This window comes from Actinoallomurus sp. CA-142502, from assembly GCF_050936355.1.
In the GTDB taxonomy this organism is placed as follows: domain Bacteria; phylum Actinomycetota; class Actinomycetes; order Streptosporangiales; family Streptosporangiaceae; genus Actinoallomurus; species Actinoallomurus iriomotensis.
The window spans coordinates 8,391,601-8,415,792 of record NZ_JBNJMY010000001.1; the positions used below are offsets into that span (position 1 = coordinate 8,391,601).

General features: G+C 74.1%; 22 protein-coding genes. 13 read left to right on the forward strand and 9 right to left on the reverse strand.

The window, feature by feature from the left end; translation table 11 throughout:
* Window positions 1-193: 193 nt before the first annotated feature.
* The 7 genes from ACQEV1_RS39165 (at window position 194) to ACQEV1_RS39195 (ending at window position 7,473) form a co-directional block, all read left to right on the forward strand.
* On the forward strand, window positions 194-1,117 hold the full coding sequence (locus tag ACQEV1_RS39165; protein WP_285628193.1) for an alpha/beta hydrolase: 924 nt from the start codon (window positions 194-196) through the stop codon (window positions 1,115-1,117).
* A 198-nt stretch (window positions 1,118-1,315) separates the two neighbouring features.
* The gene (locus tag ACQEV1_RS39170; protein WP_285580529.1) at window positions 1,316-2,437 is read left to right on the forward strand and encodes a PucR family transcriptional regulator; all 1,122 of its coding nucleotides are present in this window, start codon (window positions 1,316-1,318) and stop codon (window positions 2,435-2,437) included.
* A gap of 80 nt (window positions 2,438-2,517) precedes the next feature.
* Window positions 2,518-3,447: an ACP S-malonyltransferase gene (locus ACQEV1_RS39175; RefSeq protein WP_285580129.1), complete on the forward strand. Its 930-nt coding sequence runs from the start codon at window positions 2,518-2,520 to the stop codon at window positions 3,445-3,447.
* On the forward strand, window positions 3,444-4,409 hold the full coding sequence (locus ACQEV1_RS39180) for a beta-ketoacyl-ACP synthase III (RefSeq protein ID WP_285580131.1): 966 nt from the start codon (window positions 3,444-3,446) through the stop codon (window positions 4,407-4,409). Before ACQEV1_RS39175 ends, ACQEV1_RS39180 begins: the two co-directional genes overlap by 4 nt.
* Window positions 4,410-4,466: 57 nt before the next feature.
* Window positions 4,467-4,721 (forward strand): acyl carrier protein, encoded by a 255-nt coding sequence (locus tag ACQEV1_RS39185; protein ID WP_285580133.1) that lies wholly within the window; start codon window positions 4,467-4,469, stop codon window positions 4,719-4,721.
* 44 nt (window positions 4,722-4,765) lie between these two features.
* Window positions 4,766-6,028 carry a beta-ketoacyl-ACP synthase II gene (gene fabF, locus ACQEV1_RS39190; RefSeq protein WP_433401452.1) on the forward strand — a complete coding sequence of 421 codons (1,263 nt, stop codon included), beginning with the start codon at window positions 4,766-4,768 and terminating at the stop codon, window positions 6,026-6,028.
* Window positions 6,025-7,473, forward strand: a complete 1,449-nt coding sequence (locus ACQEV1_RS39195) for an acyl-CoA carboxylase subunit beta (protein WP_285580137.1) — start codon at window positions 6,025-6,027, stop codon at window positions 7,471-7,473. Before fabF ends, ACQEV1_RS39195 begins: the two co-directional genes overlap by 4 nt.
* Before the next feature lie 85 nt (window positions 7,474-7,558).
* Here ACQEV1_RS39195 and ACQEV1_RS39200 read toward each other — a convergent pair whose 3' ends face one another.
* The 3 genes from ACQEV1_RS39200 to lnt form a co-directional block, all read right to left on the reverse strand.
* Window positions 7,559-8,341 carry an SDR family NAD(P)-dependent oxidoreductase gene (locus ACQEV1_RS39200; RefSeq protein WP_433401456.1) on the reverse strand — a complete coding sequence of 261 codons (783 nt, stop codon included), beginning with the start codon at window positions 8,339-8,341 and terminating at the stop codon, window positions 7,559-7,561.
* Window positions 8,342-8,554: 213 nt separating this feature from the next.
* On the reverse strand, window positions 8,555-9,049 hold the full coding sequence (locus ACQEV1_RS39205) for a DUF3145 domain-containing protein (protein WP_285628184.1): 495 nt from the start codon (window positions 9,047-9,049) through the stop codon (window positions 8,555-8,557).
* A 143-nt stretch (window positions 9,050-9,192) separates the two neighbouring features.
* The gene (lnt, locus tag ACQEV1_RS39210; RefSeq protein WP_433401460.1) at window positions 9,193-10,734 is read right to left on the reverse strand and encodes an apolipoprotein N-acyltransferase; all 1,542 of its coding nucleotides are present in this window, start codon (window positions 10,732-10,734) and stop codon (window positions 9,193-9,195) included.
* A gap of 111 nt (window positions 10,735-10,845) precedes the next feature.
* Here lnt and ACQEV1_RS39215 point away from each other — a divergent pair, with 111 nt between their 5' ends.
* Window positions 10,846-12,027 carry a S8/S53 family peptidase gene (locus ACQEV1_RS39215; protein ID WP_433401463.1) on the forward strand — a complete coding sequence of 394 codons (1,182 nt, stop codon included), beginning with the start codon at window positions 10,846-10,848 and terminating at the stop codon, window positions 12,025-12,027.
* A 60-nt stretch (window positions 12,028-12,087) separates the two neighbouring features.
* Here ACQEV1_RS39215 and ACQEV1_RS39220 read toward each other — a convergent pair whose 3' ends face one another.
* On the reverse strand, window positions 12,088-12,681 hold the full coding sequence (locus tag ACQEV1_RS39220) for a hypothetical protein (protein WP_433401466.1): 594 nt from the start codon (window positions 12,679-12,681) through the stop codon (window positions 12,088-12,090).
* A gap of 261 nt (window positions 12,682-12,942) precedes the next feature.
* Between ACQEV1_RS39220 and ACQEV1_RS39225 the strand changes: the two genes are divergently transcribed.
* The 4 genes from ACQEV1_RS39225 to ACQEV1_RS39240 are packed head-to-tail and all read left to right on the forward strand — an operon-like array spanning window position 12,943 to window position 16,796.
* Entirely contained in the window at window positions 12,943-13,467 is a 525-nt protein-coding gene (locus tag ACQEV1_RS39225) for an RNA polymerase sigma factor (RefSeq protein ID WP_285580145.1), read from the forward strand.
* On the forward strand, window positions 13,464-13,889 hold the full coding sequence (locus ACQEV1_RS39230) for a hypothetical protein (protein ID WP_285628173.1): 426 nt from the start codon (window positions 13,464-13,466) through the stop codon (window positions 13,887-13,889). Before ACQEV1_RS39225 ends, ACQEV1_RS39230 begins: the two co-directional genes overlap by 4 nt.
* Window positions 13,882-16,377 (forward strand): CHAT domain-containing protein, encoded by a 2,496-nt coding sequence (locus tag ACQEV1_RS39235; protein ID WP_433401469.1) that lies wholly within the window; start codon window positions 13,882-13,884, stop codon window positions 16,375-16,377. The genes ACQEV1_RS39230 and ACQEV1_RS39235 overlap by 8 nt, the downstream gene beginning before the upstream one ends.
* Before the next feature lie 47 nt (window positions 16,378-16,424).
* Window positions 16,425-16,796 (forward strand): DUF2203 domain-containing protein, encoded by a 372-nt coding sequence (locus ACQEV1_RS39240; protein ID WP_285580148.1) that lies wholly within the window; start codon window positions 16,425-16,427, stop codon window positions 16,794-16,796.
* Between the two features lie 13 nt (window positions 16,797-16,809).
* Here the strand turns inward: ACQEV1_RS39240 and ACQEV1_RS39245 are convergent, their stop codons facing one another.
* The 4 genes from ACQEV1_RS39245 to ACQEV1_RS39260 form a co-directional block, all read right to left on the reverse strand.
* Window positions 16,810-17,631: a sulfurtransferase gene (locus tag ACQEV1_RS39245; protein WP_285628167.1), complete on the reverse strand. Its 822-nt coding sequence runs from the start codon at window positions 17,629-17,631 to the stop codon at window positions 16,810-16,812.
* A 50-nt stretch (window positions 17,632-17,681) separates the two neighbouring features.
* Complete coding sequence (locus tag ACQEV1_RS39250) at window positions 17,682-18,794, reverse strand: alkaline phosphatase family protein (RefSeq protein ID WP_433401472.1); 1,113 nt, start codon at window positions 18,792-18,794, stop codon at window positions 17,682-17,684.
* On the reverse strand, window positions 18,791-19,381 hold the full coding sequence (locus tag ACQEV1_RS39255) for a DUF5998 family protein (protein ID WP_285580151.1): 591 nt from the start codon (window positions 19,379-19,381) through the stop codon (window positions 18,791-18,793). Before ACQEV1_RS39255 ends, ACQEV1_RS39250 begins: the two co-directional genes overlap by 4 nt.
* Window positions 19,382-19,651: 270 nt before the next feature.
* Window positions 19,652-22,036 (reverse strand): GNAT family N-acetyltransferase, encoded by a 2,385-nt coding sequence (locus tag ACQEV1_RS39260; protein WP_285628161.1) that lies wholly within the window; start codon window positions 22,034-22,036, stop codon window positions 19,652-19,654.
* Window positions 22,037-22,176: 140 nt separating this feature from the next.
* Between ACQEV1_RS39260 and ACQEV1_RS39265 the strand changes: the two genes are divergently transcribed.
* Window positions 22,177-23,070, forward strand: a complete 894-nt coding sequence (locus tag ACQEV1_RS39265) for a carbohydrate kinase family protein (RefSeq protein WP_285580153.1) — start codon at window positions 22,177-22,179, stop codon at window positions 23,068-23,070.
* 7 nt (window positions 23,071-23,077) lie between these two features.
* On the opposite strand, the gene ACQEV1_RS39270 is transcribed toward ACQEV1_RS39265, so the two are convergent.
* The gene (locus ACQEV1_RS39270) at window positions 23,078-24,151 is read right to left on the reverse strand and encodes a GvpL/GvpF family gas vesicle protein (RefSeq protein WP_433401475.1); all 1,074 of its coding nucleotides are present in this window, start codon (window positions 24,149-24,151) and stop codon (window positions 23,078-23,080) included.
* Between the last annotated feature and the right edge of the window lie 41 nt (window positions 24,152-24,192).

Sequence of the window (24,192 nt, forward strand, 5' to 3'; positions counted from 1 at the left end):
GGGCGGCCGGGCCCGCGTCCGGCTGCGCAGGTGGGTGTGCCGAACCTCGGTCGCTCGTATGCCCACGACGTACCTGAGAGGTACGCGCGGATGTGCTCTCCGGAGGGACGCGCGGCACGGGCGGCCGTCCGTAGCTTCCTGTTCCGCCGCCCGGCCGACCCGGCCGGGCGGTGTGGACCGGAAGGAGATCGGGATGACGGCCCGCCGGGTGACCCTGCTCGCGTTCACGGGCGCCGCGCTCGTGCTCAGTACCGCCGCGGCGGGCGACGCCTCGTCCGGGCCGCTGCCCCTGCGGCCCCTGCCCGCCCTGACCGGACCGGCGCTGAGCGCGCGGTACGCGGCCGAGCGCGCGGCGATCGAGAGCGCCGCGCGCGGCACCGAGGACCCGCGCACGTCGCAGCGTCTGCGCGCGCTCGCCGCGCCCGGCCGTACGTTCCTCGACTTCGATCCGCGCGGCCGGGCGGTCGAGGTGGTCGGCGACCTGGCGACCGCGCGGCGCGTCGCCGTGCTGGTGCCCGGCGCGGACACGACGCCGGCCACCTTCGACTCACGCGGAACCGCGTCGCCCGGCGGGGGCGCCCGCGCCCTGTACGCCGAGGCCGAGCGGCTGTCCCCCGGCGCGCGGCTGGCCGTCGTCGCCTGGCTCGGGTACCCCGCCCCGGCCACGGTCAGCCCCGCCGTGGTCACCACCGGCCGCGCCGACCAGGGTGCCCGCGCCCTCCGCCCGCTGGTGACGTGGCTGGACGCGCGCGGCGCCGGTGTCGCGCTGTTGTGCCACAGCTACGGCACGGTGGTCTGCGGACGCGCCGCGAAGGACCTCGACGTGACCGACATCGCCGTGTTCGGCAGCCCGGGGATGACCGTCGCCTCCGCGGCCGGGCTGCGCACCTCCGCGCGGCTGTGGGCGGGGCGCGCCTCCGGCGACTGGATGCGGTACGTACCGAATGTCCGGGTGCTCGGCGTCGGTTTCGGCGCGGACCCGGCCGGAGCGGGATTCGGCGCCCGGCGGTTCGCCGCGGGGGACGGCGGGCACAGCGACTACCTTCGGCCGGGCGGCGTCGCGCTGCGCGACCTGGCGCTCATCGCGCTCGGCCGCGCCGGCGACGTGTCGCGTTGACATGTGACGCGCTGACCAGCCCCTTCCCGACACGTCCACACGGAAAGGCGGTTACCGTCACAGGTGACGAACCGCCGTCGGTGGCGCGTGCGCGGTCCCGGCCGATGCGCTCATCCGCCGGCCGGGGGTGGGAGGGTGGAGAATGTGAAGAACGACGGCGACATCCGCGAAGAGACGACCGAGCGGCTCGAGCAGGCCATGGGATCGCTCGGCACCGCCGCGACGGCCAGCATGGAAGAACGCCTGCCGTGGTTCCGCGCGATGTCGGCGGAGTACCGCTCATGGGTCGGCCTGGTGGCCCAGGCGGGCATCGCCGGGTTCGTCGAGTGGTTCAAGAACGAGGAGAAGATCCGGCCGGCCATCGCGGGCGAGGTCTTCGGTACGGCGCCCCGCGAGCTGATGCGCGCCGTACGGCTCCAGCAGACCGTCGAGATCGTGCGCGTCGTCATCGACGTGGTCGAGGCTCAGGTGAACAAGCTCGCCGCGCCGGGCGGCGAGACCCAGCTGCGCGAGGCCATCCTCCGCTACACCCGTGAGGTCGCCTTCGGCGCCGCGCAGGTGTACGCGCGGGCGGCCGAGACGCGCGGCGCGTGGGACGCGCGGCTCGAGGCGCTCATCGTCGACGCCCTGCTGCGCGGCGAGGTCGACGAGTCGCTGCACTCCTGGGCGGCCGCGCTCGGCTGGGCCTCGACCTCGGTGGCCGTCATGGCGGGGCACACGCCCGACGACGAGCCCGAGGCCATCATCGACGACATCCGCATCGCGTCGCGCCGCGCGCGCGTCGACGTGCTCGCCGGGGTCCAGGGCAGCCGCCTCATCGTCATCGTCGGCGGTGTGGAGGACGACCCGCTCGCCGCGGCGAAGCCGTTCACCTCCAAGTTCGGCGCGGGTCCGGTCGTCATCGGCCCGCGGGTGGAGGACCTGTACGCGGCCACCGGCTCGGCGCGCGCCGCGCTCGCCGGGCTGCAGGCCGTGGCCGGCTGGCCGGACGCGCCCCGCCCGGTGCTCGCCGGCGCGCTGCTGGCCGAGCGGGCGCTGGACGGCGACCAGGACGCGCGGGCGTTTCTTGTGGAGGAGGTCTACGAACCGCTGCGCGACGCCGGCGCTCCGCTGCTGGACACGCTCACGACCTACCTGGAGCAGGGCTCGTCGCTGGAGGCCACCGCGCGGCTCCTGTTCGTCCACCCCAACACCGTCCGCTACCGGCTCAGACGCGTCACTGAGCTGACCGGATACGTGCCCGCGGACGGCCGGGCCGCCTTCACGCTGCGCATCGCGCTCGTCCTCGGACGCTTCGTGTCGCGTGAGGCCCACTTGTAGGACCCTCACAAGGCGGGCTGCCCCAACTTCGTACCTCACCGCATGAACATGGCGCACCCCCACGCGGCACTGTGGGATGCGTGCTCGCCATCACCGCGCCCGGCCAGGGCGCCCAGACACCCGGATTCCTCGAGGCCTGGCTCGAGCTCCCGGGGGTGACCGAACGCCTCACCTGGTGGTCGGCCGTCACCGGGCTCGACCTGATCCGTTACGGGACGACCGCCGACGCCGACGAGATCCGCGACACCGCCGTCGCGCAGCCGCTGCTGGTCAGCGCCGCTCTCGTCGCGTACGAGGTGCTCGGCGTCAAGCCCGGTCTCGTGGCGGGGCACAGTGTGGGCGAGCTCGCCGCGGCCGCGATGGCCGGTGTCATCTCCCCCGAGGCGGCGCTCGTGCTGGCGCGTGAGCGCGGCCGGGCCATGGCCGAGGCGGCGGCCGTCACCGAGACCGGCATGACCGCGGTGCTCGGCGGCGACCCGGACGAGGTGCAGGCGGTCCTGAAGGAACACGGCCTCACGCCGGCGAACATGAACGGCGCGGGGCAGGTCGTCGCCGCCGGCACGATGGAGCAGCTCGCCGCGCTGAAGGAGCGGCCTCCGTCCGGGGCGCGGCTGCGCGGGCTCCAGGTGGCGGGTGCCTTCCACACCACGCACATGGCCCCCGCGGTCGACACGCTCCGGCGCATCACGCCGGGCATGCCCGTGGCGGACCCGGGTATACAGGTGCTGTCCAACCGCGACGGCACCGTCGTGGGGCGTGGAGGAGACCTCGTCGCCCGTCTCGCCGAGCAGGTCAGCAACCCGGTGCGCTGGGACTCCTGCATGGAGACGATGACGGACCTCGGCGTCACCGCCATCATCGAGCTTCCGCCGGCCGGCACTCTCGCCGGTATCGCTCGACGTGCGCTGCCGGGGGTCGAGGTCGTGGCGCTCAAGACGCCGGACAAACTCGACCAGGCCCGCGCCCTGGCCGAGGCCAGCCCCAGTGACGACACATTGGAGAACGCGTGACGTCCTTCCAGCTCCGTACCGGCGCCCCCGGGGCGCGCATCCTCGCGTTCGGCCACTACCAGCCGTCCAACGTCGTCACCAACGACGACATCGCCAAGACCGTCGACACCAACGACGAGTGGATCCAGAGCCGGGTCGGCATCAAGCAGCGCCGCATCGCCGGACCCGACGAGTCGGTGGTCGACATGGCCGTGCAGGCGGGCGGCAAGGCCCTCGCCAACAGCGGTCTGTCCCCGGCCGACATCGACCTGGTCGTCGTCGCCACCTGCACGCAGGAGGCGCAGATCCCGAACGCGTCGGCGCAGGTCGCCACCCGTCTGGGCATCGTCGCGCCGGGCGCGTACGACGTCAACGCGGCGTGCGCGGGCTTCTGCTACGCCCTGTCCAACGCCTCCGACGCGATCCGCGCCGGCTCCGCGCGCAACGTGCTCGTGGTCGGCGCCGAGAAGCTCTCGCAGTGGGTGGACTGGACGGACCGTTCCACGTGCATCATCTTCGCGGACGGCGCGGGCGCGGTCGTCGTCGGGCCGTCCGAGGAGACGGCGGTCGGGCCGGTCGTGTGGGGCAGCGCCGGCGACATGGCCGAGCGGATCTTCATCAAGGACCGGAACAGCTTCCTCTACCAGGAGGGGCAGAGCGTGTTCCGGTGGACCACCACGAACCTCCACAAGGTGGCACGAGAGGCGTGTGACCGCGCCGGCGTCGACCCGTCGGAGCTGGCGGCGTTCGTGCCCCACCAGGCGAACCTGCGCATCATCGAGGCGATCGCGCGTAAGCTCAACGCTGAGAACGCGGTCGTCGCCGACGACATCGTGGAGGCCGGCAACACCTCGGCCGCCTCGATCCCGCTCGCCCTCTCCCGGCTCATCGAGCGCGGCGACGTGCCCTCCGGCGCTCCCGCGCTGCTCATCGGCTTCGGCGCCGGGATGACGTACGCGGCTCAGGTCGTCGAGATCCCGTAACTCCCCCTGTTCCTCACTCACCTTCAGTACAACCCGATTCAGAGGAGTAATAACACCATGGCATTGTCCGAGCAGCAGATCCTCAAGGGCCTCGGCAAGATCATCGAGGAGATCGCCGGTGTGCCGGCGGCCGACGTCACCCCCGAGAAGTCGTTCGTGGACGACCTCGACATCGACTCGCTGTCGATGGTGGAGATCGCCGTCGCCGCGCAGGACGAGTTCGGCGTCGAGATCCCCGACGACGAGCTGAAGAACCTCAAGACCGTCAAGGACGTCGTTTCCTACGTGCAGGGCAAGGACGTTTCCGCCTGAAGGGCACATCCAGCGACGAGACCACCAAGGGAGAGCGTGACCGAATGAGTACCTCCGTCGTCGTGACCGGACTGGGCGCGACCACGCCACTCGGCGGCGACGTGGCGTCGACCTGGTCCGCTCTGCTCGCGGGCCGTTCCGGCGTCAAGCCGATCGAGGCGGACTGGGCCAAGGACCTGCCGGTGCGGATCGCCGCGAAGATCGCGGTGGAGCCCTCCGAGGTCCTGCCCAGGCACCGGCTGCGCCGTCTCGACCGGTGCCAACAGTTCGCCCTCATCGCCGCGCACGAGGCCTGGCGCGACGCCGGCCTCGCGTTCGGCGACGAGGAGTCGGCGGAGGGCTTCCGGGTCGACGGCGACCGCCTCGGCGCCGTCGTCTCCAGCGGCATCGGGGGCATCATCACCACCCTCGACAACTACGACACGCTGCGGGAGAAGGGCTGGAAGCGCGTCTCCCCGTTCGCCGTGCCGATGCTGATGCCCAACGGCGCCGCCGGTCAGGTGAGCATCGAGTTCGGTGCCCGTGCGGGTGCGCACGCGCTCGCGAGCGCGTGCGCCTCCAGTGCCGAGGCCATCGGCTACGGCATCGACATGATCCGCTCGGGTCGTGCCGACATCGTCATCGCCGGTGGCACCGAGGCGGCGATCCACCAGCTCAACCTCGCCGCGTTCGCGTCGATGCGCGCCATGTCGACGCGCAACGACGACCCGGAGGCCGCGTCGCGGCCGTACGACAAGAACCGCGACGGCTTCGTGCTCGGTGAGGGCTCGGGCATCGTGATCCTCGAGTCCGAGGAGCACGCGCGGGCCCGCGGCGCGCGCATCCACGGCATCGCCGCCGGCGTCGGATACTCCGCCGACGCCAACGACATCGTGCAGAACGACGCGGACGGCATGTCCAAGGCCATGAAGCGCGCGCTGACGGACGCGGGCCTCGAACCCGGGGACATCGTCCACATCAACGCGCACGGCACGTCCACCCCGATCGGCGATGTCGGCGAGATCAAGGCGATCAAGAAGGCGCTCGGCGAGGCGGCCGGGCAGATCGTCGTGACGAGCACCAAGTCGATGACCGGGCACCTGCTCGGTGGCACCGGCGCGGTCGAGTCCATCGCCACGCTGCTCGCGCTGCGCGAGGGCCTGGTCCCGCCGACGATCAACATCGACGATCTCGACGACGAAGTCGACCTCGACATCGCCCAAGGGGAGCCGAGAAAGCTGCCCGGTGGCCCCGCCGCAGCACTGAACAACTCGTTCGGCTTCGGTGGCCACAACGTGTGCGTCGCCTTTAGGAGGCATGAGTCGTGACCGTTGTCGACAGTCGTACCCCCGCTCCGGCGGCCGAGGAGATCCCCCAGCAGGCCGAGGCCGCACCGGACCCCCGTGACCCGCTCGTCCGCCTGGGGGCGCTCTTCGACGAGGGGTCGCTGCGGCTCCTCGCCGAACAGGACGACAGCGGCGCCGTCGCGGGCGTCGGCCGGGTCGAGGGCATGCCCGTCGTGGCGTACGCCAGCGACCCGCGCGTCCAGGGCGGCGCCATGGGCGCGGCGGGCTGTGAGCACATCGTGCACGCGTACGACCACGCGGTGCGCGAGCGGCTGCCCATCATCGGCCTGCTGCACTCCGGCGGTGCCCGCATCGCCGAGGGTGTGGAGTCGCTGCACGGCGTCGGCCGGATCTTCGCCGCGATGACCCACGCCTCCGGCGTGGTGCCGCAGATCTCGGTCGTGCTCGGCCCCGCCGCCGGCGGAGCCGCGTACGGCCCGGCGCTGACCGACATCGTCATCCTGTCCGAGGGCGGCCGCATCTTCGTGACCGGCCCGGACGTCGTCCGCTCGGTCACCGGTGAGGACGTGGACATGGCGACGCTGGGCGGCCCCGAGCCGCACAGCAAGCGCAGCGGCGTCGTGCACATCGTGACCAAGACCGACACCGAGGCCCTGCTCAAGGCACGCCGGGTCGCGGCGCTGCTCGGTCACCAGGGCCGGCTGCGGCCGGAAGAGGTGGCCGAGACCGACCTCGGCGGCATCCTGCCGGAGAACCCGCGGCGCGCCTACAACGTCAAGCCGATCGTGGCCGGCCTGCTCGACGAGGGTTCGGAGTCGGTCGAGCTGCACCCCAAGTGGGCGCCGAACATCACGACCACGCTGGGCCGCCTCGGCGGCCGCACGGTCGGGGTCATCGCCAACAACCCGATGCGGCTGGGCGGCTGCCTGGACTCGGCGTCGGCGGAGAAGGCGGCGCGGTTCGTGCGGATGTGCGACGCGTTCGGGGTGCCCCTGGTCGTCGTGGTCGACGTCCCCGGCTACCTGCCGGGCATGGGCCAGGAGCACGACGGCGTCGTACGGCGCGGGGCGAAGCTCCTGCACGCGTTCGCCGAGGCGGTCGTGCCCCGGGTGACGCTGGTCACCCGCAAGGCGATCGGCGGCGCGTACATCGCGATGAACTCCCGGTCCCTGGGCGCGACGCGCGTCTTCGCCTGGCCGACCGCGGAGGTCGCGGTCATGGGCGCCGTCGCCGCGGTCCGCATCCTGCACCGGCGCAAGCTGGCCGCCGTGCCGGAGGAGGAGCGCCACGCGCTGGAGGAGCAGCTCGCGGCCGAGCACGAGAAGGTCGTCGGCGGCCTCCAGCGGGCGCAGAACATCGGCGTCATCGACGAGGTCATCGAGCCCGCCAAGACCCGCCGCGCGATCGCCCAGGCGATCGCCGAGGCCACCCCGGCCCGCGGCGCGCACGGCAACATCCCTCTCTGACGGTCGTCGGACCCGGTACGCCCCGTCCAGGAGACACTCCTGGACGGGGCGTCGCTCTTCCGGGTCCGGCCCGGCGCCCGCCGCGTCAGGCGGGCAGCTTGGGGCCGAGGTAGCAGCCTCCGCTGGCGTCGAGCCACTGCCCGGTCACCCACCCACCGTCGGGCGAGGCGAGGAACGCGACGACGGCGGCGATGTCGGCGGGCATGCCGGTGCGTTCGATCGCCTGTGCGGCGTTCATCTGCTCGGCGAAGCCCGGGATGTCGTACATCGCGGCGGTCCGGTCGGTCCTCGTGGTGCCGGGCGCGACCGTGTTGACCGTGATGCCGCGCCTGCCCACCGTGTTGGCCAGCGTCCGGCCGAGCGTGTCGACGGCGGCCTTGGTCATCGCGTACGACGTCTCCGCCGCCAGCGCGATCCGGGTCACGCCGGAACCGATGTTGATGATGCGACCGCCGTCGCGAAGCATCGGCAGAGCCCGCTGGATGAGGAAGTACGGCGCCCGCACGTTCACCGCGAACAGCCGGTCGAAGGCCGCCGGGGTGTCCGACTCGATCGGGCCCGTGCCGCTCAGGGCGGCGTTGTTGACCAGGATGTCCAGGGCGGCCTCGCCGGTGTGCTCGCGCAGGCCGGCCGCGAGCCGCGCGACCAGGGTCTCCGCGTCGCCGTCGACGCCGAGTTCGGCCTGCACCGTGAACGCCCGGCCGCCGGCCGCCGTGATCGCCGCCACCGTGTCCTTGGCCGCCGCGTCGCCGCTGTTGTAGTGCACGGCGACCAGGGCGCCGTCTGCCGCGAGCCGCTCGGCGATCGCCCGGCCGATTCCCCGCGAGGCCCCGGTCACCAACGCCGTCTTTCCGGTCAGAACGGTCATCTTCCACTCCTTGGTCGTGTCGCCTGTGGTGATGACCAAAGATTCGCCGGAGCCGCTGACCGTCCACGCACCATCGGCGCACCGGCCCGTGGTGGCGGCCCGTGGTGGCGGCCCGTGGTGGCGGCGCTCCCCGCCGCCACGCGCGTACGCGTCGCGGGTCGGATCCAGGGCACGCCGGACCGGCCGAGCCCTCTCCTCACCCGCGGGAACGGGTCAGCCGGCGGCGTGCAGCCAGCGGACCGGGGCTCCGTCGCCAGCGCGGCGGAAGGGCTCCAACTCGTCGTCCCACGGCTTGCCGAGGAGCCGGTCGACCTCGTACTCGAAGGTCGCCTTGCCCGCCATGGCGTTGGCCATCGCCGAACGCAGGCGGTCTTCGGGCACGTGGACGTCGCCGTTCGCGCCGATCACGGCGGTGAAGACTCCCAGGGAGGGCGTCACGCTGTAGCGGACGCCGTCGCAGCCCGGCGTGGCGTCCTCGGTCACCTCAAAGCGCAGCAGGCGCCAGTCGCGCAGCGCCGACACGATGCCGGCCGCTGTGCCGGGACGTCCTTCCCAGCACAGCTCGGTGCGCATCGTCCCCGGAGCCGCGGGCTGATCGCTCCACGGTAGGGAAACGGGCACACCGAGGACGCCTGCGGCGGCCCACTCGATGTGCGGGCACAGCGCAGGCGGCGCTGAGTGGACGTAGAAAACGCCACGTGCGGACACCGGACCTCCTGGGAGCGTTGCGAGGTTCGTCTTCCCCAACGTCCTCGCACCAGACCGACCGTATGACCGCATGGTCATTGTGCCTCATGGTCATCACTCGCACCAGACCGCATACCCCGTAGGTATGGGTCGGCCCTACCAGATCAGTCCCGTGGGTGTCGTCCGCGCCACGCGCAGAGCCCGGCTCCGGCCACGATCACGACGGCGAGCCAGGGCACGTAGTCGCCGTGGCGGTCGTACGGCGTGCGCCCCTGTGACGGCGTAACCTCCACGACGACGGAGCCCCGCCGCGGTGTGTCCAGCCAGGCGATCCGCCGTCCTCGCGCGTCGAACGCGGCCGACACCCCGGTCAGCGCGGCCTGCACCGCGGGCCGTCCCGTCTCCGCCGCCCGTACGGCGCCGAGCGAGGCGTGCTGCGGCGGCGCCCAGCTGCCCTGGAACGACGAGGTCGCCGACTCGTACACGAGGACCCGGGCCCCGCGGTTCACGACCGTACGGGCCAGGTCGGGGAAGGTCGACTCGAAGCAGATCAGCGGTCCGAAGGTGACGTCCGCGCGCATCATCACGACGCCGGTACCGGGTACGCGGTCCTGCTTGGCCGCCTTGCTGACGCGGGTGAGCCAGCCGAGCGTGGTCCGCAGGGGGATGTACTCGCCGAAGGGCACGAGACGGTTCTTGACGTACCGGGCCTGCTCGCCGTCCGGCCCGATGAGCACCGCGCTCTTGGAGATGCGCCCGCCGGCGTCCCGCGCGTCCTCGTTGACGAGCAGCGGGCCGTGCGCGCGGGCGAGGGCCGCCAGCCGGGCCACCAGGTCGGGCCGCCGGCGCAGGTCGAAGCCCACGCTGCTCTCGCCCCAGACCACCAGGTCGACCTTTGGCAGCGCGGCGGTGAGCCGCTCCCCCGCCTCGAAGCGCGTGCCCGCGCCGACCACGACGCCCGGCTGCACGAGCGCGACCTTCAGCGGACGGCCGGCGGGCGCGGACCACGGCCGGTACGTGAGCGGTCCGGCCGCCGCGATCAGGGCGGCGAGCAGCACGGCGGTGACGACGCGGCGAGGCGACGGCCCCGCCGATCGGAACCAGGCGCCGGCCGCGCTCGCCAGCGCCGTGTTGACCGCCACGACGGCGAAGGTGACGAGCCACACGCCGCCGATCGAGGCCAGGCTCAGCACCGTCGGGTGCCGCCACTGCGTCGCGCCGTACAGCGCCCACGGGCCGCCGAGGGACTGCCAGGAGCGCGCCCACTCCGCCGCGAGCCACACACTCGGCACCACGACGACCGCGGCGACGAGGCGGCCGGGCCGCAGGAGCGCCCAGGCCGCGTAGCCCCACGGCGCCCAGAGCGCGCCGGCGGCCACGGCGAGCAGGAGCAGGCCGGGCCCGATCGTGGGGATCAGCCAGTAGAGCGCGGTGAGAATGAACCCGGCGCCGAACCACCAGCCGCGTTTGGCCGCCTCACGGCCGGTCGGCGCGGAGCGGGCGAGCAGCAGGCCGGGCACGAGCGCCACCCAGGCGAGCAGATCGAGTCCCGGGCGCGGGAACGCCAGCACCGGCACCGCGCCCGCGACGAGGGCCGGCGCCCGGCGGCGCAGGAGGGTCAGGGCGGCGGCGCGCCGGGTGACGGGACGCCCGCCGCCCGCCGACGGACCTCCGCCCGATCCGATCAACTCCGCCGTCGTGCTCACTCAACAAGATTGATCGTCCGCGGGGACGGAAGGCAAGGGGGCTCGGTTCGCCCGTTCCGCTGACCGCAGGCGACATCTCGGGGCACACTGCGTAACAGTCAATCGCTCTACGTGAGCGGCCGGAGGTGGGCGGTGTTCGACGAGACCGTTCAGGCGGCGCGGCTCGAACGCCTGCTCGCCCGCCATCGCGACGCCGTGGTCGCCGAGCCGGTCCGCGGGCGTCCGGCCCTTCTGCGCCGCGACCAGCTCCTCGTCGCCGGCCAGGACCTGCCGGCGACGGAGGACCTGGTACGCCGCTGGCACGACGTCACGGAGGACGGCCCGGGAGTGGCCCGCGTACGCCTGCGAGCGCGCGTCGACGTCTGCGAGCTGGCCGCCGAGCTGCACGGGCACCACGGGCTCGCGGTCGCACCCAACCACCTCGTCCACGGCCAGCCGATGTGGTGGACGGGCCCGGCCGGGCGGCCACGGCCCGCCGCGCCGCCCGCCCCGCCCGGCGCCCCGGGCGCGGGACGGCGTCCGGTCACGGTCGCGGTGCTCGACACCGGCATGTCGCCGCACCCGTGGTACGAGGCGACGGACTGGTACGCCGCACAGCGCGCGGAGGTCACCGAGGTCCTCGACGCCGACCTGGACTACGAGCTCGACGCCCAGGCGGGACACGGGACGTTCATCGCGGGCGTGCTCCTGCGGCACGCACCCGGGATCCGGGTCCGCGCGCTCCGCGTGATCGGCGGCGACGGCGTCGGCGACGAGCTCGGCGTCCTGCGCGCGCTGGCCCGCCTGTCGCACCGGGAGCGGGCGGACGTGGCCAACCTCTCGTTCGGCTGTCACACGTACGACGACCGCCCGTCCCCGGTCGTCGCCCGCGCCGTCGCCGCCCTGGCCCGGCGCACGGTCGTCGTGGCGTGCGCCGGCAACCACGCGAGCGACCGCCCGTTCTGGCCCGCCGCCCTGAAGCACGTGATCGCCGTCGCGGCGCTGGACGGTGAGCAGCGGGCCTGGTTCTCCGATCACGGCTGGTGGGTGGACGCCTGCGCACCGGGAGTCGAGGTCGCGAGCTGCTTCGTGAGCTTCGACGGCCCGCGCCCGCCGGTGCACGGCATCGACCCGGACGCGTTCGCCGGGTACGCGACCTGGAGCGGCACGTCGTTCGCCGCCCCGGCGGTGGCCGGGCGGATCGCCGACCTGGCGGCCGCCGACCGGATCTCCGCCTCTCTCGCGGCCGCCCGGCTCCTCGACCCGGCGGGCCGGCGGGTGTCACCGGACCTCGGCGTCATGTTCACGGCCTAGGTCCGGACGCCGCCCCTGAACGGGAGCAGCAGCACGCGCACGGCCAGACGGTCGGCCCGATCAAGGCGATGGGACGTCCTCGGATCCCGGGTGCCCATCCGTCTCGCTCCTCGTCGTGCCGACGATCGTGAACGGTGGCCGAACACCGGTGGAGAAATGGGCTGCGGCTTCAAGCGCGGCGGTGGCGCGGGCTTGGAGAGACATGCCGGTATCACCGGTGGCGTGGAGAGCCCCGAGGGCGATCTCCGCACCGCATCCGACGGCGGAGTATCCGTCCGCCAGCTCACCCACCTGGTAGTCCTCGCCGATTTCGAAGAGGCGCCCACGGACGCCGACGAGGAAGGATCCGCCCTCTTCCTGCTCGTTGTTCTTGCTGGCCCATCCGCCGTCTTTGAGTCCTTCGCGGACGCTGTTGATGAAGCCGGTGCACATGAAGGCGTGAAGGCCCTCATCATCCTCGGGCGGCACCGGAGCCTTGAAGGCGTATCGGAGGATCTGGCCCATGCGGAACGAGCTGGTGTAGCCGATCACGTAAGGCCCGTTGGTGAAGACCTTGGCGTCCAGGCGAGGCTGGGTGACACCCCCGCCGACACCGGCGGAGTCTCCGGCGATGACAACGGTCCTGCCGTCAGTGATGCCGACGATCGCGGTCATGCAGGCGCCTTTTCCGTCACGCAGGAATGCGGAACCGTCAGGATATGGCGGGTTCGCCTCTCCACACTGGTCCGAAAGTGGCCGACCGCGGTCTCCGGCCGCTTGGGCGGCCCCCGCCCGTCGGTGCGCCTGCACGACATGGAGCGGGACCTCCGTCGCCGCGCCCGCGGTGGCGGGTGCCGCTGGATCCCTTGACGCCATCTTCGCGACTTAGGGTAATCAGTTGATAACAGTGCGCTAATATCCCCGTTCGTGGAGGACATGAGCACAGGTGATCTCGTGCGGCGGGCGGGGCAGGGGGACGCGGAGGCGTGGCGGGTGCTCGTCGGCCGCTACTCGCGCCTTCTCTGCGCGATCGCTCGTTCGTACGGGTTGAGCGGTGCCGACGTCGACGACGTGGTGCAGACGACCTGGCTCCGGCTGGTCGAGCGGCTCACGTTGTTGCGCGACCCGGCGCGCGCCGGGGCCTGGCTGGCGGTGACCGCCCGGCACGAGAGCATGGCCACGCTGCGGCGGGCCGGGCGGGAGCGGCCGCTGAAGGGGGCCGGGCCGGCGGTGACCGGGCCGCACCATGTCGTGTTCGGCCGGGATCTGGCCGCCGCCGTCGGGGCCGCGCTGGAGACGATCCCTCCGCGCTGCCGTGAGCTGCTGGAGCTGTTCGCCGGTTCTCCCCGGCTCAGCTACGCGGAGATCTCGGCGGCGCTCGAGATGCCCGTCGGCAGCGTCGGTCCGACACGGGCGCGCTGCCTCACCCACCTGCGCCGTCGCCTCGGCGGTCGCGCGTGAACGGGCCCAGTGATCAGGAGCTGACCGTTGCGCTGCGTCGCGCGTTTCCGCCGGTGCCGGAGCGGCTGGTGGCGCTCGGGCATGCCGCGTTCGGCTGGTTCGAGCCGGCCGCCGCGCTCGCGACGCTCACCTCCGAGACGATCGCGGCTCCGGCGGGTGTCCGCGGGGGCGGCTCGCGGCTGCTCACGTTCTCCGGGGCGCGTGTCAGCGTCGAGATCGAGGTCTGCGGCCGGGAGATCGTCGGACAGCTCGCGCCGCCGTCGGCCGCGGAGGTGATCCTGCGTTCGCCCGGCGGGGAGCGGGGCACGCGGACCGACGACGCGGGGTCCTTCGCGCTGGCCGGGGTTCCGGCGGGCGTGGTCAGCCTGCTGTTCCGGCTGGCCGACGCGAGCTCGGTGGTCACGAGCTGGATCCGTGTCTGAGTCCCTGATAACGGCGGCGGCCGCCGACCCGCGGCGGGCCTACGACGCGGCCCTCGCGCTGGCGGACCACGGTGATCCGGCGCTCCGCGTGACGGCCCGGCGCGCGCTGGGCCTCGCCTGCAAGGAGCTCGGCCGGCTCGGCGAGGGTCGTGCGCACCTCGGCGAGGCGCTGCGGGTCGCCGAGGCCGAGGGGCTGGCGTACGCGTCGGCGCTGGTCAAGATGAACCTCGTCGGGCTGCTCGTCGCGGGCGGCGACGTAGCGGGCGCGCTCGCGGCGGCCGACGAGGCGGCGCCCGTGCTCACCGGGGCCGACGCCGACCGGCTCCTGGCGAACCGCGCCTGCGCCCTGGCCCGCGCCGGGCGCATCGAGGAGGTGGCGCGGATCGCCCGTACGTGCCGCGACCCGGAGGTGGCGATCGGCCTGCGGGTCAACGTCGGGCTGGCGCGGGTGTTCGCCGGGCGGCTCGGGCGCGGCGAGGCCGACCTGCGCGGCGCGCTGACGCTGGCCGAGCGCGCCGGTCTGCGGCACCAGGCGGCGATGGCGCGGCACAACCTGGCGGTGGTCGCGTCGCGCCGGGGCGACCTGCCGCGGGCACTCGCGATCTACGACGACGTCGAGGCGCGGCTCACCGGGGTCGGCGAGCGGCTGTGCCAGCTCCACCTCGACCGCTCCGAGGCACTGATCGCGGCCCGGCTGCCGGGCGAGGCACGCGTGCTGCTGGCGCGGACGCTCGAACGCCTCGACGGCGCCGGTTACCGCTGCGACACCGCCGACGCCCTGCTGCTGCTCGCCCACGCCGAACTGGCCGACGGCGACCCGCGTGCCGCGGCCGCGACGGCGGGGCGGGCGCGGGCCGCGTTCGGCGCCGGACGGCCGGGGTTCGCGCTGCTGGCCGAGCAGGTCGAGTTGCGGGCCCGCTGGGCCGACGGCGACCGGTCGGCCGCGCTGGCCGCCGAGGCCGAGCGCGCCGTGCAGCGACTCGAGCACGCCGGCTGGGCATCCGCGGCGGCCGAGACCCGCGCCCTGGCCGCGCTGGTCGCGCTCGCGCGGGGCCGCCGGGAGCACGCGCGTCGCCTGCTCGCCGGGGCATGCGACGGCGGCACGGTGAGCACGAGGGTCGCCGTCCGGCACGCCACCGCCCTGCTGCGGGTCGCCGACGGCGACCGGCGCGGCGCGGCCGCCGCGGTCCGCGCGGGCCTGCGGGCGGTGGACGAGCACGCCGCCGCCCTCGGCGCGGCCGAACTGCGCGGGCGCGCCGCCGGCTGGTCCGCCGAGCTGGCCGCGCTGGGCGTACGCCTCGCCCGCGGGCCACGGGAGCTGCTGCTCGCCGCCGAACGCGGCCGGGCCATCGCCGACCGGCCACCCGCCGTACGGCCGCCGCGCGACCGGCGGCTGGCCGGGCTCCTGGCCGAGCTGCGCCGGGTCAGCGCCGAGGTGCCGCACCGGCCCGCGCTGCTCGCCGCGCAGGCACGGCTGGAGGACGCCGTCCGCGCCCGTACCCGGCGGCTGACCTCCACCCGGCACGCGGTCCGCGGCTGGGCGTGGCTCGTGCCGGCGCTGTGCGACGCCCTCGGTGACCGGGTGTTCGCCGAGCTGATCCGCGACGGCGACGACCTGCTCGCGGTGACCGTCGCGGACGGCCGCTGCCGCCGTGTGCCGCTCGGCCCGTACGCCGACGCCGAGCACGACGTACGGCTGCTGCGCTTCGCCGTGTCGCGCCTCGCGCGGCAAGGGACCGGCGAGGCGGCGGAGCGCGGCCTGGCGTCCGCGGCGGGGCGGCTGGACGCGCGGCTGCTCGGTCCGCTGCGGCTCGGCGACCGGCCGCTGGTGCTGGCTCCGACCGGGGCGCTGCACGGCCTGCCGTGGGCCGCGCTGCCGTCGCTGGCCGGACGGGCGGTGGCCGTCACGCCGTCGGTGGCGGGCTGGCTGCGGGCCCGGCGGGCGCCCGCCTCTTCCGGGCAAGTAACGCTCGTGGCCGGGCCGGACCTCGGCCATGCCGCCGGTGAGGTGGCCGCCCTGCGCGAGCGGTACCCCGGCGCGGTGGTGCTGGACGGCGCCGCCGCGACCGCCGACGCCGTCCGTACGGCCCTGGACGGCGCGGCGATCGCCCACCTCGCGGTGCACGGCGAATTCCGGGCCGGGAACGCCCTGTTCTCCGGCCTCCGCCTCGTGGCCGGCCCGCTGGTCGCCTACGACCTCGAACACCTGCGCCGGCCGCCCCGGCTGATGGTCCTGTCCGCGTGCGACGCGGGGCGCGCCGACGTACGGGCGGGCGAGGCGGTCACCGGCATGGTCGGCTGCGCCCTGGCGTACGGCGCCGCGACCGTGATCGCCGGCGTGACCCCGGTCGGCGACGCCGCCGCCGGCGAACTCATGGTCGGCCTGCACGCTCGCCTGGCGGCGGGCATGCCGCCGGCGGAGGCCCTCGCCGCCGCGCCCCGGCCGCCGGCCGCCCTCGGGTTCGTCTGCTTCGGCGCGGGCTGGTGAGGTAGGAGCTGCTGGGGCGCGGCGGGACCGCCAGGTAGCGTACGAGCGTGACCGAGCGGACCTTCACCCTCAGTGAGGCACGTGCGCTGCTCCCGGAGGTGCGCGCGCGGATCGACGCGATCGTTGCGGCACGCGCCGACCTCGCCGAGCTGTCGTACGCGCTGCGGTCGGGTCAGCCGACGCGTCTCGGCGGCAAGCCGGAGCTGAAGGGGTACGAGGCGCGCATCGACGAGGCCGTGGGGTGGTTCACCATCCAGGGCATCGAGGTGAAGAGCCTGACCCCCGTGCTCATCGACTTCCCCGCGTACCACGGCGGGCAGTCCGTACGGCTCTGCCTGCTGGAGGGAGAGCGGGAGCTGACCTGGTACCACCGGACCGAACTCGGCTTCGCCGGCCGCCGCCGCCTGCCGGGCGCCTGAGCGGCCGCCGAACTCAGTCGCTCTTCTCCACCGGGCGGGCGGGGTCGGTGATCCAGTCGGACCACGAGCCGGCGTACAGGGCGGCCGGCACCCCGGCGAGGGTCAGGGCGAGGATCTCGTGGGCGGCGGTGACGCCGGAGCCGCAGTACGCGCCCACCTCGGCGGCGTCGGTCGCGCCGAGGCCGGCGAAGCGTTCGCGGAGCAGGCCCGCCGGCAGGAAGCGGCCGTCGACGCCCACGTTGCCGTGGGTCGGCGCGTTCACCGCGCCCGGGATGTGGCCCGCGATCGGGTCGACGGGCTCGACCTCGCCGCGGTAGCGCTCCGGCGCGCGGGCGTCGAGCAGCACGCCGTCCTTGGCCACGGCCAGCGCGCCGTCCGCGTCGAGCAGCGGCAGGTGGCCCGGCGCCGCGGTGAAGTCGCCCTCTTTCACCGAGGGGACCTCGGTGGTGACGGGCTGCCCGGCGTCCGCCCAGGCCTGGTAGCCGCCGTCGAGGACGCGCACCCGCTCGTGCCCGAAGTAACGCAGCGTCCACCAGGCGCGGGCCGCGGCGGTGGCGTCGGCGTCGTCGTAGACCACGACGAGGTCGTCCTGGCGGACCCCGGCACGTCGCATCGCCGCCTGGAACTCCTTCGCGTCGGGCAGCGGGTGCCGGCCTCCCGCGCCCGGCGGCGCCGCGAGATCGCGGTCGAGGTCGATGAAGACCGCGCCGGGCAGGTGGCCGCGCCGGTACGCCTCGATGCCGGGCGGACCGCCGAGGCGCCAGCGGACATCGAGGAGGGTCACGCCTCCCCGGGCCGCCCGGACGAGTGACGGGACGTCGATGAGAGGGTGCACACCGCCAGTCTGACCGTTAACCGCACCGTCCGCGAGAGGTGTCTCGTCGTTCATGACTCCGCCGTGAAGGTGAGCAGGGGCACGAGCTGTTCGGCCGGTACGAGGGAGCCGTGCATCCCGACCAGGGAGGACTCCAGCGGCTCGGCCTGGGTGGCGACGATCGCCAGGTCGGCGTACGGCACGGCGACCACGTCGCCGACCCGGGCCGCCATGGTGGCCGAAACCGGCCCGAAAAGACCTGCCGTTATCGCCTCGTCACGTGTCATGACCCATGCGGCCCCCTCCAGGCGCTCACGCCACACGGCGAGCACGTCGGGGGCGGCGCCGTCCCGCGCGTACAGGTGCCGCGCCCGTGGCTCGCCGCCGAGCAACGCGACGCCCTCGCGCAGCGCGGGTTCGGCGTCCACGTCGACGCGCGTGGCCGGGTCGGTCATGCCGTGGTCGGCGGTGACGTAGAGGGCGGCGTCCGGCGGCATCACCTCGGCCAGGCGCCGGACGAGCAGATCGACGAAGGACAGGTGGTGCCCCCAGGCGGACGAGCGCGAGCCGTGAATGTGCCCGGTGGCGTCGAGTTCGCTGTGGTAGACGGTGACGAACGACCGCTCACCCTGGCGTACGGCCCGCTCGGCGCCGGCCACGAGCGGGCCGAGCGCGTCCGCCGGGACGTAGCGCGCGCCCCGGTACACCGCCCGGGTCAGCCCGCTGTGCTCGAACGCCCGGGTCGACACGTGCGCCGCCGCGACGCCCGCGGCGGCGGCCCGTTCGTACACGGTGGCCGACGGCTGCCAGGCGAGCGGGTCGACGCCGTCGTCCCAGCGCAGGCAGTTGAGCAGGCGGCCCTCCCCCGGGATCGCCACCTGGTAGCCGAACAGGCCGTGGCCGCCCGGCGCCCGGCCCGTGCCGAAGGAGCCGAGGCTGGTCGCGGTGGTCGACGGGAAGCCCGCGGTCAGCTCGTGCCCGGCCAGGGAGGACAGGAACGGCGCCTCGCCGGCGTGTGCGCGCAGGAGTTCCCACCCCAGGCCGTCGACGAGGAGCACGCAGGCGCGCGGCAGCGCGGGCAGGCCGAGGACGTTCGTGTGCCCCGGGACGCCCAGCGCGGCGAGCACGGACGGCGTGAGGTCGGCGAGAGACCGGCGCCCGTACGCCGGAACGGGAAGGCTCATCGTTCGCGCTGCGCGATGACCTCCGAGAGCGCCTGGGCGAAGGCCAGTGCCTGCTCGACCGCGTCGGCGCCGTCGGCCGCCTCGCTGACCCGCAGCGAAAGGTCATCGGCGGTCAGAGTGCCGGTGTAGCCGTGGTCGGCCTCGCAGGACTCGTCGCCGCAGGAGGCGGGCTCCAGATCGACGTGAGAGATCACGCCCCAGCCGATCGTGACCATGACCTCGGTCGGCGGAACACCAGGGACGTAGGAGGCCGGTTCGGGGACGACGCGCGTCACCGCCACGGACTGGACCCGGCCGAGGCGGACCGCCTCCGTCGTGGTCGAGGCGTGCGGATGCGGCATCGCCTCGGTGGGCGGGTGCTCGTCGGTGTGACAGACGAGCAGGCGGGTGGGCGACAGGACGAGCACGGTGACATGCCGCCGTACCTCCATCGCCGGATCGAACGTCGCCTCGTGGTGGACGACATACGCGATCACGGACTCGGTGCCCAGAACCGACTCGACGGCGTCCGCGACGAGCGCGGGGTAGTAGCCGCTCCGCTCGATCGCCGTGCGCAGCCCGTGAGCCATCGCTCGGGTTTCCCTCATGACCCCATCCTGCACTGCCCGGGCGTCACACGCACACGTGCGGGTACAGAAGCGGCATGACTGGTACAACGGCCTCCCCCACTCCGCCGATGCCCGAGCCTCCGATGCCCCCGCCGGAGCCCCCGACCCCGCCGCCGGAGCCGCCCCCGGGTCCGGTGCCACCGGCGCCCGGACCGCCCCAGCCGGTACCCGAACCGACCCCGAGCCCGATCCCGCCGGTCCCCGAGCCCCTGCCCCCGCCGCAGCCCGAGGAGTTTCCTAACCAGCTTCCTAACTAGGCCGGAGCCGGCGGGCGTCCTCGGCGGGTCGTGCGTGCGGGCCGGCCAGGCGCAGGCGCGCGCCGCGTACGACCGCACCCGCCGGGCCGACCAGCACCGGTTCGAGGTCCAGGCGGGCGACCTCGGGCAGGTCGTCGGCGAGCCGCGACGCCCGTAGCAGCAGGTCCTCCAGCGCCCCGGTGTCGACCGGCTCGGCGCCCCGGTGGCCCAGCAGCAGCGGTGCGGTGCGCACGGCGCGTACCATCTCGGCCGCCTCCACGTCGGTCAGCGGCGCCAGCCGGTACGCCCGGTCCTCCAGGAGTTCGGCGGTCACGTCGTCCAGCCCGAACGACACGATCGCGCCGAACGAGGGGTCCTCGGACGTGCTGATCCTGGTCGCGATGCCGTGCCCGGCGCCGCCGACCGCGATGCCGTAGCAGGCGAGCAACGCGGCGGTCCGCTCCGGTGAGGGCGTCTCCTGCCCGGCGAGTTCCTCGACGAGCGCGCGGGCCCGATCGCGGTCCACCCCCGGCAGGTCGGGGATCCGCCCGTGCGGGCGGCGGCGCCAGCCCGCGTACCGCACGGCGTACGCCAGGGCGCGCACCGCGCTCTCCGGCGCCGGGTACGACGGCACGGACCCGTGCAGCAGGCCGCGTTCGCCCAGGTAGGCCGCGATGACCGGCGTGTCCGCGCGGTCGGCGGCGGCCACGATCGCGGCGGCGACGTCGGAGGTCGTGCCGCCGTGGACGGCCGGGGCGAACACCGTGACGACGGCGTCGGTCCCCTCGTCGGCGAAGGCCTCCTCGAGCGCCGCGGTGAAGTCGGCGGGGCCCGCCTCGGGCCCGAGGTCGACCGGCCGCCGCGGGCGCAGGCCCGCGACGGTGGCCGCGTCCTGGACGAGGAGCCCGATCGAGTCGGAGTTGCCGACGATCGCGACCCGGTCGCCGCGCGGCAGGGGCTGGTACGCGAGCAGCTGCGCGACGTCGAACAGCTCGCCGAGCGAGTCCACGCGGACCAGGCCGGCCTGCGCGAACAGGGCGCTGACGGCGTGGTCGGGCAGGCTGAGGGCCTGGGCCGCGTGGCCGAGCGGCACGCCCTGGGTCGTCCGGCCGCTCTTGACCGCGACGATCGGCTTGCTGCGACTGATCCGGCGGGCCAGCCGCGTGAACTTGCGCGGGTTGCCGATCGACTCGAGGTAGAGCAGGACGACGGCGGTGTCCGGGTCCTCCTCCCAGTACTGCATCAGGTCGTTGCCCGAGACGTCGGCGCGGTTGCCCGCGGACACGAACGTCGACAGCCCGAGATCGCGCTCGGCGGCCCACTGCAGGATCGTGATGCCGAGGGCGCCGGACTGGGAGAAGAATCCGATGGGCCCGTGGCGCGGCAGCGTCGGCGCGAGGGTGGCGTTCAGGCCGTCGGCGTTGTTGGCGATGCCCAGGCAGTTCGGCCCGACCACGCGCATGCCGCCCGCACGCGCGAGGCGTACGAGCTCGTTCTGCCGCGCCCGGCCCTCCGGACCCGTCTCGCCGAACCCGGAGGACAGGACGACGAGACCGTGCACGTCCTTGGCGGCGCACTGCGCGACCACGTCGGCCACCGCCTCGGCGGGGACCGCCACGACGGCGAGGTCCACGTCGCCGGGCACGTCGGCGACGGTCTTGTAGGCCCGGACGCTGCAGACGGCGGTGGCGCTCGGGTGCACGGGGTAGACGGGCCCGGCGAAACCGCCCGCGAGCAGGTTCCGCAGCGCGCTCTGGCCCACGCTGTGCTCCTCGCGGCTGGCGCCGATCACCGCGACCGAGCGCGGCGACAGCAGCCGGCCGATCGAGCGGGACTCGGCCCGGTGCTCACGCGCCGCCATGACCTCACGCGAGGTCTCGGTGGGTTCCAGGTCGAGGTTGAGGGTCAGGACGCCTTCCTCGTACCGCTGCTCGGCCTTGTAGCCCGCCTCGCGGAAGACCTTGCTCATGCGGCGGTTCTCGGGCAGCACGTCGGCGACGAACCGGGTGATGCCGCGTTCGCGGGCCGCGGCGGCGATGTGCTCCAGGAGCACGCTGGCCACCCCACGGCCCTGGTGGGCGTCCTCGACGAGGAACGCCACCTCGGCGGTGTCCGCCCCAGGGCGCAGGCGGTCGTAGCGCACGACGGCCACCATCGCGCCCCCGATGGTCGCGATGAGCGCCACCCGGTCGTCGTAGTCGACCGTGGTGAAGTGCTCGACCTCCCGGTCGGTAAGCCGGGGACGCGGGGAGAAGAACCGGTAGTAGATAGACTCCGGGGAGAGCCTGGCATAGAACTCGCGTAGCAGCCCGGCGTCATCGGCCCGGATGGGGCGAAGATGCGCCGTTCCCCCATCGGCGAGGACGACGTCGGCCTCCCATTGGTCGGGATACGGCACAGGTCGAGAGTAATGCGAGATACCAAAATCGCGTCTCGTTCGATACCCATCGGGGTACTCGGAGCTGTTAGGTTTTTGCTCCGGGTCGCAGCTCCCGCTCGCCCACAAGGGCGGCGACCGCAGAACAGGGTGGTGACGTCATGACGCGCGTGGTCGTGGTCGGTGATCTTATGACCGATGCCGTCGCGCGGGCAGCATACCCGCTGGCGAAAGGCGGCGACACGCCCGCCAAGGTGACGATGCACGGCGGTGGTTCCGGCGCCAACGTCGCGTCCTGGCTCGCCGTCGAGGGCGTCGAGTCCGCCTTCGTCGGGCGCCGTGGCGCCGACATCACGGGTCGCAACCGTGACATGGAACTCATGGGCTACGGCGTGGACGCCCGGCTCGTCATGGACCCCGAACGCGCCACCGGCACCTGTGTGGTCATGGTCACCCACAAGGGCGACCGCACCATGCTGTCCGATCCGGGCGCCAACGCCGCGCTGCTGCCCGAGGACATCCCGCAGGATCTGTTCGCCCCCGGCGCGCACCTGCACGTGTCCGGGTACTCCCTGCTCAACGAGGGATCCCGTAAGGCGGCTCTGCACGCCATGAAGCTCGCGCAGAACGCCCAGATGTCGATCACGGTCGACGGCGGCGCCAACTCCCTGCTCAAGCGGGCCGGCGCCGAGCCCTTCCTCGACTGGACCCAGGGCGCGCGGCTGCTCATCGTCAACTCCGCGCAGGCCGAGGCCCTGACCGGGCGGGAGAACCCCGAACAGGCCGCCAAGGTCCTGACCGCGTGGTACTCCCAGGTCGTGGTGAAGCTCGCCGACGAAGGCGCGCTCTGGTACACCAACGGCCGCGCCGAGCCCGTACGCGCTCCGGCGGAGCCGGTCGAGGAGGTCATCGACGGCACGGGCGGCGGCGACGCGTTCGTGGCGGGCTTCCTGCCCGCGTGGCTCGACGGCAAGCCGCCGGCGGAGGCACTGGCGGCGGGATGCCGCCTCGCGGCCCGCGCGATCGGCCACCTGGGCGCCCGGCCGATCCTCTGACGACCGCTCAGCCGGTACGGCCGTCCGGCGGTGAGGGCACGAAGTCGTACGGGGCCAGGGGGCCCTGCACGCGAAGCCTGATCCGGCCCGCCCAGCGATACCCGAGCTCGTCCACGGCCTTGCGGAAGCTCGCCCGATCGCCGTCGGCGACGAGGAAGGCCGCGTCCGCGGCGGTGTCCTCGTCGACCGGCGGGCGCGGCGCGACGGACACGGCGTGGGGCGACAGCGTCCGCACGAGTTCGTCGGTGTCGGCCTCGCGCTTGGCGTCGAGCGCGTGGACGATCAGCTCGCCGAGGCGGACGCGGTCGTGGTACGCGGCGTCGTCCGGGAGCCCGCGCAGGCTGTCCCTCAGCCGCATCACCTCCGGCTCCTCGGCGAGGACCTCGCGCAGCACCGTGTCCTGGACGTAGATTCCCGACACGCTGTACTCCGCCCGGCCCTCCAGCTCGGCGAGGACGCCGGTGAACCAGTCGTAGTACGGCTCGAGCATCTCCTCCACCGCGCCGGCGGCCGTGGTCACCACGGCGCTGAACCGCAGCGGCAGCATGGTGGTGTGCGCGGCCAGCGACGCGACGACGTTCTCGTGCGCGAGGAGTTCCTCGCGGGTGCCCAGCGCCCCGGTGGGCGGGATCTCGCTGATCACGGCGGCGAGGTCGCCGCACCGGACCAGGCGGACCCGGCCGCCGCCGGTGCCGCGCAGGCCGTCGGGCAGACGCGTGGACGCCGGGACGACGCCGTACACGTAGCAGACCCGCGCGTCCGGGCACTCCGCCTCGGCCTCCCGCGGTCCGGCCACGACCCGGCGTCCCCTCAGGGCGGCGACGTGCGGGCCGTCGAACTCGTGGCGCCCGTCGCCGGCGTCCTCCGTACGGGCGGGCGGACCGGTGCGCGCGGGAACACCCGTGCAGGTGACCGCTGAGGCATGCGAGAGCTCAGGCGCCGGGCCGACCGGCGCGACGGCGGGCCGCATCCACCGGGTCAACCCCAGCAGACGGGCCCCGAGAGCCGCTCCCGTGGTGTGCATCCCCTGTCCCCCGCGTCCAACGATCAGCGCCCGGCAGAACCGGACACCGTTGGTCACTCGCCGCAAACCTCACTTTACCTGCGAGGAAAGCGGCGAGA